Below are 9,387 nucleotides of genomic sequence, written 5' to 3'. Positions count from 1 at the left end.
AGCAAGAAGCAAGAAGCAAGAAGTTTTTCATCATATTCTCCATGACATTTATTAATTTTAAAACCTCAAAAATGCAGCGAAATTAAACCAAAAATCCATCACTAAGTAAACACTTTTCACATAAAAGCTCAACTTTAAAATGATAAGAAATAATGGTGTGCAAATTTAAAGGAATACAGTTGGGCACGGCAACATGCTTTAAATGCTAAAGCACGATAACTGTTTTTAACCACTCTATATGGTAAATTCATGAGCATGATTAGTATCTAAACTCCGTAAACAAAGTACTCAATCTACACTGCTAGTTAAGCAATCACTAAGCTAATGCGATATAGTGAACAAGTCCAAGTTAAAGATAATTTGCAATGCAAGTATTCAAAGCTCTCACACCAGTACAGGCTATTTCATTTGATTTAGACGATACGCTATATAACAACAAACCTGTTATTGCCGCCGCCGAGGCGGCCATGCTGCAAAGCTTAGCCCGGCATGCGCCCATTACCCAAGGCTATGACAGTGAATACTGGTGGCAGCAGCGCTTGCTGCTGGCAAAACTACAGCCGGCTATTCGCCATGATATGGGCCGCTGGCGTTTACTGGCCGTGGAAGCCGGTTTAGTGACATTAGGTTTAGCGCAATGTGAAGCTGCCGAGGTGGCAGAGCTGGCTTATGACGCTTTTTGGCAAGCTCGCACGACTATCAGCATTAAAGCTGAAGTTAAGGCACTGCTAATTCGTCTGGCGAGCCGCTACCAACTGATTGCGATTACCAATGGCAATGCCTGTATCCACAGAATGGGGCTGGGGGACTTGTTTGAATTTAGCCTGCAAGCCGGCCCCGATGGCCGCATGAAACCCTATCGCGATTTATTTATTGTCGCCGCCCAGCGCCTGCAACTTCAACCACAGCAGATATTACATATCGGCGATAGCCACCGCGCTGATGTGCTGGGCGCATTAAACGCCGGCTGTCAGGCCGCCTGGCTGGATCATCACCACGCTGCGGTAAGCGTGCTGCCGCATATCCGCCTGACTGATGTGCAGCAGCTTATTGCTTTGTGTTAATGCTGTTGTTATCGGCCACTGCGTGCTGTAGGGCCTGGAGGTACTGCGCGGCATAGTCCTGCTGGTCGGCTTGATTTAACCCAACTGAATTTTGCCGTAATAACGCTGACTGAAAACCAGGATCCTGCAGCAGCACATTAAACCGCTGCACCAGCTCTATGGTTTCTGGCGTTTTATTGCAGGTTAGAAATACTGGCACTGTGTCGGAGGTTTCCTGCAACACATAGCTGTTGAAATTGTCGGCTTCTGCCGCGTTTTGCAGATTGAACCGGAACATTACCGGGTATAACCACAATGCATCTGCACGGCCACGCTGCAAAAAACTGACGGCTGTGTCAAAACGCAGCAATCGCAAGAAATGATGCGGCGACTGGGCTGCATTTTGCACCAGGCCAATATCGTCACGCAGTGTTTCCAGAGTTGCCAGCCTCATCGTCGGTATATGTGCAGCGATGCCGGGAAACGATAACACACGCTCAGAATCTGCCAATGCAGTTAATGCCTCAAGCAACGGATTGTTCTTGTCGATATAAAGCCGTGGCCCCAGATAAACTTGTGTCGGCAACGAATACAGTATGCTGGTCTGGCTGGCTCTTTTACGGTAATTGACTATGCAGCTTGGAATAGCCCCCTGCAGTTTTGTGGCAGCATCAGAAGAGGATGTTACCACCGCATTCAGCCCAAACTCGGGAAAGTGTTGCTGCAATAACGAGAACAAGGCTAAGTCTTCTGATGACTCTTGTAACAGGTATTTTTCACGGTCAAACGATTTTGCAATCAGCTGAATATTAATAGGCGTTACGGCTTGGTTGATAAGCTTTATACCTTTTACTTCAACACTGCGGGCTTTCCGCTCTAATTTTGCCTGTAGCGCACTGGTTTTCGTTGCCAGGCGAATATGCCGGCCAGGGTAGAGGTTGTAACGGTGTAGTTGTGACTTTAGGTCATGTTGAACAACACCGGTACTGGAGTCGACTATCACGTCATAGCGGTTTGCCTGCAATAACGACAGCACATTACTATCAAGCGGTATCTGATGAATAGTCAGATCGTCCAGACGGTAGTCACGCGGGAATTGGCCAATCTTAAGGCTGGACTGCCTGTCATAATCCTGTAGCGACAACGCAATAAGCGTTGGCACATAGCCGACCGTAATCTGACTAAGCTGCCAGCCAGCAACGACGCTGCTTGTGGTTAAGAGCAAATCTGCAGTAGACAAATCAGCACTTTCAGATAAGCGGATATTAGCACCATCAATCGCTGCAACGCGTTGTATCAAACGCTGCTGCTCTTCCCCCGATATTGCAATACCAGGGTTGTCAAACGCTAATGTGCGTATTTCTGCCTGCGACGGTGGCAAAATCACCCACAGCAGTGCCAGCAACATTTTTGCATTTGCCATAATTCTCCCTACTGCCGATATCGATTTGCCACCAATCTATTGACGCAAAAATAGCATTATCGTCAGTCGGTGCACACCACTTATCACAGATATACTACTGATGGTATCAACGATGCGACAAACTTCATTCCCCGGTACCCGTAAAGCCGGCTATCAGGCCTACTGAACTCATACACTGGTTTTATATCCACTTAAACCGCCCTGCTTTACTTGGCGCTTTGCGCTGGGCTGCTATAATGGCCACAAATTGCTTATTGGGATCTGCCGATGGATGTATCCAAGCTGCTGGATGACTTAAACGACAAACAACGTGACGCGGTAGCCGCGCCAGCGCAGCATATGCTGATTTTAGCCGGTGCTGGCAGTGGTAAAACCCGGGTGCTGGTGCATCGTTTAGCCTGGTTAATGCAGGTGGAAACTGTCGCACCTTACAGCCTGCTGGCTGTCACTTTTACCAATAAAGCAGCGCAGGAAATGCGCGGCCGTATTGAAAGCACAATAGGCGTGAGTTTAAACAACCTGTGGATGGGTACCTTTCATGGTTTATCGCACCGCATGTTGCGGGCGCATTATCAGCAGGCTGGCTTGCCGCAGGGTTTTCAGATTATCGACTCCGATGATCAATACCGGCTGGTAAAGCGGGTATTAAAAGCATTAAACCTGGATGAAAAACACTGGCCTGCCAAACAAATTCAGTGGTTTATTAATGGCCGTAAAGACGATGGCCAACGCCCCGCGATGATTGATGCCGGTGGCGACTATAGCCTGGCGCAAATGGTGAAGATTTACACTGCGTACCAGGAAATGTGTGATCGTGCTGGTCTGGTTGATTTTGCTGAAATTTTGCTGCGCAGCTTTGAGCTGTTAAAAAACCATGCCGAGGTGCGGGGCCATTACCAGCAACGGTTCCGGCACATATTGGTAGACGAGTTTCAGGATACCAACGCCATTCAGTACAATTGGTTAAGGTTACTGGCCGGCACCGCGGCTAAGGTGATGATAGTGGGCGATGATGATCAGTCCATTTATGGCTGGCGTGGCGCCCGGGTCGAAAACATCCAGCAGTTTTTGCGTGATTTTGACGGGGCAGAAACCATCCGACTGGAGCAAAACTACCGCTCCACCTCTACCATCTTAAAAGCGGCCAATGCCGTCATCGCCAATAACAGTGGCCGGCTGGGTAAAGATTTGTGGACCGACGGTAGTGAAGGCGAAACCATTTCGCTGTATACCGCCTTTAATGAACTGGATGAAGCGCGCTTTATCGTGTCGCGCATTCGCAGCTGGCATAACCAGGGCGGCAACCTGACAGAAAGCGCCATTTTATATCGTAACAATGCGCAATCAAGGGTACTGGAAGAAGCCCTGATCCAGGAAGGCCTGCATTATCGCATCTATGGTGGCTTACGCTTTTATGAACGTCAGGAAATTAAAGATGCGCTGGCCTATTTGCGGTTAATCAGCAATCGGCAGGATGATGCTGCCATGGAGCGGATCATTAACACCCCGGCGCGCGGCATTGGCGATACCACCATGAATAAAGTGCGGCTGCATGCCCGCACTGAGCAACAAACCTTGTGGCAAAGCCTGCAGCAAATGTTGCAGCAAAAGCAACTTAGTGGCCGCGCCGCTAATGCCATTGAGCAGTTTATGCAGCTTATCGACCAGCTGGAGCAGGAGCTAACCGACTTACCGCTGTTTGAGCAAGCCGAGCATATTATTAAGCAATCGGGCCTGTATGCCATGTATCAGGCAGAAAAGGGGGAAAAAGCCCAGACCCGCATCGAAAACTTAAACGAACTGGTCACTGCCTGTCAGAACTTTAATAGCAGCACAGTAGAAGATATGACCCCACTGGCGGCATTCTTATCGCAGGCCGCACTGGAAGCGGGTGATTATCAGGCAGAAGAGCACTCAGATGCGGTACAGCTGATGACCTTACACAGTGCCAAAGGCCTGGAGTTTCCGCTGGTGTTTATCTGTGGTTTAGAAGAAGGCATGTTCCCCAGCCAGCAAAGCGGCGACGACCCTACCCGCTTAGAAGAAGAACGCCGCCTCTGTTATGTGGGTATGACCCGCGCTATGCAAAAACTGTATTTATGCCATGCAGAAAGCCGACGGCTCTATGGACAGGAGCAATACCATAAAGCCTCACGTTTTATCCGCGAAATTCCGGCAGAGTATGTCGAAGAAATCCGTTTAACCACACAAGTAAGCCGCCCTACCCAGTTTAATCGCTTTGGCAGTGCCGCCAGCCATGTCGCCTTTGAAAATACCGGCTTTAAACTGGGTCAGCGGGTGCTGCATGATAAATTTGGTGAGGGCACAGTGCTTAATTACGAAGGCACCGGGCCGCAATCCCGCATTCAGGTAAACTTTGATCAACTCGGCAGCAAATGGCTGGTCACTGCCTATGCCAGGTTGCAGCCTGCATGAGCAGCCCAAACGCCTGTCTTGCCTTGCTACAGCAGCAACTGGCGCAGGCGAAAGCCCGCCACTGTCGCTTACCGGTGTTATGGCAGGGCGAGCAAAGCGAAATATTGCAGCAACTACAGCAACTGCATCAACAGCTGCAACCTGCTGAGCTATGGTGGATTGGTGAGCAAGCGCTGGCTGAAGCAAAGCCACTTCAGGCTAAAAAGCCACATCAGTTACTGGGGCAGGAATGTGACTGGTTAATTATTAATGCCTTTAGCGGCTTAGCGGCCGATACGATAGCCGCTGCCAGTGGCAGTGTTAAAGCCGGTGGCCTCTGGCTGGTGCTGGCGCCCGTCGATGACCTCTGGCAACAGCTGGCTAATCCAGCGCAGCAGTCCTTGTTATCCTACCCCTATCAGGCCAGCCAGCTTGTTAGCTATTTCAGCCGTTTCTGGCAGCAACAACTACAACAAGCTAATCTGCTGCATTTGCAGCAAGATGATGCTGAGCCAGGCCAGTTAACTCAACATATATCGCTAAAACTTCCAGACTGGCCGGCTGCGCCGATAGCCCCTACCCACGCGGTGCCCCATAGCCATTTTGCCACAGCAGAGCAAGCGTGCGCCGTCGCCGCCATTATTAAAGTAGCGACCGGGCATCGCCGCCGCCCTTTATTATTGCTGGCCGATCGCGGCCGCGGCAAGTCTGCCGCCCTGGGCATAGCCGCCGCTATGTTAGCGCAGCAAGGCAAATCCCGGATAGTCATTACTGCGCCGGCGGCCGGTCAGGCCGCTATCGCGCTGGCGCACAGTAAGTTTGATGCTGCCGGGACCCTCGCCCTGAACTTTTGGCCGATAGATCAATTATTACAACAGCAACCCGAAGCAGACATAGTATTAGTCGATGAAGCCGCAGCCATACCCAGTCACTTACTACAACAGTTAGTCACACAATACAGCCGGCTGGTCTTCGCCAGCACAGTGCACGGCTATGAGGGGACCGGCCGTGGTTTTCAGCTAAGGTTTTTACCTTACCTGCAACATCAATTCCCAGGCTTACAACAATTAACACTGCAACAGCCAGTGCGCTATCAACAGCATGATCCGTTGGAGCAGCTGCTGTTTGACAGCTTTTTACTAAAGCAGACCTACTCTGATTATCAGTACCAGCCTACACAGCAGGTGCGATTGCTGCGCTACCAGGCAGCCGACTGGTTACAGCAAACAGACAAACTGCAGCAGGTGTTTAGTTTACTAACACTGGCCCATTATCAAACCCAGGTAAAAGATCTGGCGATGCTGTTAGACAACCCGGCGTTGCAGCTATACAGCCTCGAGCAAAACCAACAAGTACTGGCCGTCGCCCTTATCAGCATTGAAGGCTCAGTTGAGCCTGAAATGTGTCAACAAATTTACAGTGGGCAAAGGCGCATTCAGGGCCATTTGCTGGCGCAAAGCCTGGCATTTCATTTAGCGCAGCCGCAATTGGCCAGCCTGCCACTGGCCAGAGTCATGCGCATCAGTGTGGCACCGCCACTGCAGCAACAAGGTTTAGGCAGTCTGCTGCTTGATCAGTTACAACAGCAGCTGCAACCCCAGTGTGCATTTTTAGGCAGCAGCTTTGGGGCAACCCCAGCCTTAATCAGATTCTGGCGTAAGGCAGGTTTACTTCCCATCCGGCTGGGCCACAGTATTGATAAAGCCAGCGCTGAGCCCTCAGTGCTGATGCTAAAATGCCTGACACCGTTTGACAGCACGAGTAGCGATGAACTGTTAGCGCATCAGCCAGAGCTGTTACATCAGCGCTTTGCCGCTGAACTTATCGCCAGCTTGCCGGATTATCCGGCACAGTTGGATTTTGCGTTATTAAAGCCGTTATTAACACCGTCTGACGCGTTACTCAGCCAACAGGATCAGCAATTACTGCTGTTATTTGCGAGACAACAGCGCCCTTACGAAATCAGCGCCATGCCACTGCGACGTTGGTTCTTGTGTCACTTTCACCTGCTCAATGATACTGAAGGGGCTTTGTTTTGCGCCCGCTTCTGGCAACACCAAAGCTGGCCTGTATTAGCCAAGCGCTTTGGTTTGCCGGGTAAAGCGCAGCTTATTGAGCAGATGCGTCTGATTCTGGCTAACTATCTGCTGTAGCACTTACCAAACGCGTTGCACTGCTAAGTGGTGCACTATGGTCTACACTAAAGCAGGATCTACAGTTTACAGGTTGTTATGCCGCAGACTTGCCATAAGCTGTTATTACTTTACTTCACGACCTTTTTATCCGTTGCGGTAATGGCCAACACCACGACTGAACCGGTGAAACTGGGTATGTCCGCCCCGTTCAGCGGGCCAGCCGCAGAATTAGGCGTTGATTATCGCCGTGGTGCCGACTTGGTGTTTACTCAACTGAATCAACGTGGCGGTATTAATGGCAGGCAGATTCAATTACTCAGTCTGGATGATGCTTATATAGCCGCTCAGACCATCAACAATACACAGAGCCTGCTGCAACAACAGGTATTCGCGCTGTTTGGATATGTTGGCACACCTGGCGTTGAAGCAGTGTTACCCATCCTACGACAAAATCGTACCCCCTTTCTGGCGGCATTCACCGGTGCAGAGCAGCTAGCCCATCCTAATCACGAGTTTATTATTAATTTACGAGCCAGCTATCAGCAAGAAGCCGAAGCGCAAATTCGCTATTTTGTTGATGAGCAAAACCTGACGCGCTTTGTGATATTAGTACCCGCAGATGAGCTCGATACCGGCATTGAGTATGGCTTTAGTCAAGCTCTACAACAGCGTAAATTACAGCCATTACTGGTCAGGCGCTATCTGCTTAATCAAGCCGATATTGAACAGACCATAGCGACCATTAAACCGCTACAACCGCAGGTGGTAATTATTGCCGGCAGCTACCAACAGGTTGCCAAGATGATTAACACCGCAGTGAACCAAGAATTTATGCCAGCATTTAGCACCCTATCATTTGCTGGCATCAGCGCTTTGCAGCAACATCTCAAGCATTTTGTGCAGGTATATGCGTCTATGGTAGTGCCAGACCCCAGCAATAATCAGCACCACTTAGTAGCCCAATATCAGCAGCACTCACTGCAATCTGGCGTTAATCAATTTAGCGATGTCAGCCTGGAAGGGTATCTGGCAGCGATTGCGATCAGTACCGCATTAGATCAATGTCGCTTAAACCTGCAACACAGTTGCTTACTCAGGCAGCTAAGACCATTAAACCTGTTACAACAAAGTGACGGTAGTCGCCCGGTCTTTATGGTGCAGGTCAGCCAGCGGCAATTGAAACCGCTGAACTAAGCTATACAAGCCCAACATATCCGACTACTCAATGTCACAAATAGGTGGTACAGTGCAGCGTTTTTTCTACGGGTATTCTTGTTATGTCTTTGTTGCTACCTCTCATTCTCAGCAGTTTGTCAGGCGCGGTTATTCTGACCCAGTCCGAACGGCGTACCTTGCAAAGTGCCGTTGTCAGTGTGAGCTATTATAATGAAATCAATCGGTTCGTAAGTTATTGCCAAACAGATCTGGTCAACGACAAATTTTATAAGCCTACTGATCCCAGTGTACTAGCAGAAGCCATAGAACAACAATTAACAATATCCTTAGACGATTTTATACCGTTAATTAGCTCTAATCCGCTACTAAGTGCGATGCAACCAAACGAATTTAAAGAAAAGCTAGAAGATTGCAATAATCCCGCAGCGTATCAGTCAATGCTCGATACTTTTGAACTTGAAGTCTTTTCATTACAAATTGCCAGTCCGGTCAGTTCCTCACTGCTAAAACCACAAAATCAGGCAAAACAACAAGCGGGTCAACAGCAACATGAGGCTAAACTTGCAATACAACGCAGCAGCGGCATTGCTATTGCCACTGTTATAGACAGAAACAACCTATCACCAGCTGATCAAGCTCGCTATTTACATATTGACTATCAAAGTCGCTATATTTTTAAGTTAGAAAGTGGATGGCAGAATATTCCACCCCGCTATATGGGAATGCATAGCTACTTGGATGATGACAAAGCCCATTCCGCGCCAAAACAATGGCTGCTATTAATGGATCAACAAAACCATATTATCAATGCTGTGCCTTTAACAAATGCCAGAGCTTATCTACAACAACTCGGCAAAGCAGACTGGCACATTGATGCCAGCGGTAATTTGCAAAGATAGTTAAATCGCTAAACGCTAAATATTCCTTTTAAAGCAAATCCTCCTCATTCCCCCTTTTACAAAGGGGGAGGCTTTATTGCTCCGCTTCATCATGACGATTAATGTCTGCACGAGCAGAGAAGTAGCATGGCGACAAAAACGCCGGGAGCGTTTTTGGACTGCCGCAGGCAGGTCGCGAAGCGATGCAGGCCAGGGAAGGCCTGCACAATGCCACCAGCGTAGCGCAGTGGCTGCCATGCGAGAGTAGTCCACCGCCCGAATCGCAACCAATAAAAAAGCCCCTGCTCTTTCGAGAG

7 protein-coding genes are annotated in these 9,387 nt (G+C 49.3%); 5 read left to right on the top strand and 2 right to left on the bottom strand.

The genetic code is table 11. From position 1 onward, the window contains the following. Positions 1 to 365: 365 nt before the first annotated feature. On the top strand, positions 366 to 1,064 hold the full coding sequence (locus V7D78_RS10645; RefSeq protein ID WP_333608433.1) for an HAD-IA family hydrolase: 699 nt from the start codon (positions 366 to 368) through the stop codon (positions 1,062 to 1,064). Here the strand turns inward: V7D78_RS10645 and V7D78_RS10640 are convergent. Continuing rightward, positions 1,048 to 2,466, bottom strand: coding sequence for a hypothetical protein (locus V7D78_RS10640; RefSeq protein ID WP_333608432.1), 1,419 nt, complete (start codon positions 2,464 to 2,466; stop codon positions 1,048 to 1,050). The genes V7D78_RS10645 and V7D78_RS10640 overlap by 17 nt on opposite strands. Positions 2,467 to 2,733: 267 nt before the next feature. On the opposite strand from V7D78_RS10640, the gene uvrD reads away from it, so the two are divergent. The 4 genes from uvrD (at position 2,734) to V7D78_RS10620 (ending at position 9,091) form a co-directional block, all read left to right on the top strand. After that, positions 2,734 to 4,902: a DNA helicase II gene (uvrD, locus tag V7D78_RS10635; protein ID WP_333608431.1), complete on the top strand. Its 2,169-nt coding sequence runs from the start codon at positions 2,734 to 2,736 to the stop codon at positions 4,900 to 4,902. Then, positions 4,899 to 7,034 carry a GNAT family N-acetyltransferase gene (locus tag V7D78_RS10630; protein ID WP_333608430.1) on the top strand — a complete coding sequence of 712 codons (2,136 nt, stop codon included), beginning with the start codon at positions 4,899 to 4,901 and terminating at the stop codon, positions 7,032 to 7,034. The genes uvrD and V7D78_RS10630 overlap by 4 nt, the downstream gene beginning before the upstream one ends. A 78-nt stretch (positions 7,035 to 7,112) precedes the next feature. Then, entirely contained in the window at positions 7,113 to 8,210 is a 1,098-nt protein-coding gene (locus V7D78_RS10625) for an ABC transporter substrate-binding protein (protein ID WP_333608429.1), read from the top strand. A gap of 83 nt (positions 8,211 to 8,293) precedes the next feature. Next, a complete protein-coding gene (locus V7D78_RS10620; RefSeq protein ID WP_333608428.1) occupies positions 8,294 to 9,091 on the top strand; it encodes a hypothetical protein in 798 nt (265 codons plus the stop codon). Positions 9,092 to 9,106: 15 nt separating this feature from the next. Here the strand turns inward: V7D78_RS10620 and V7D78_RS10615 are convergent. Next, the coding region (locus tag V7D78_RS10615) for a hypothetical protein (protein WP_333608427.1) at positions 9,107 to 9,387 on the bottom strand (281 nt) is incomplete at its 5' end.

This window comes from Arsukibacterium sp. (assembly GCF_036735525.1).
In the GTDB taxonomy this organism is placed as follows: Bacteria; Pseudomonadota; Gammaproteobacteria; order Enterobacterales; family Alteromonadaceae; genus Alishewanella.
Note: the sequence above shows the minus strand (reverse complement) of the source record. Positions and strands in the feature narration are given on the sequence as shown.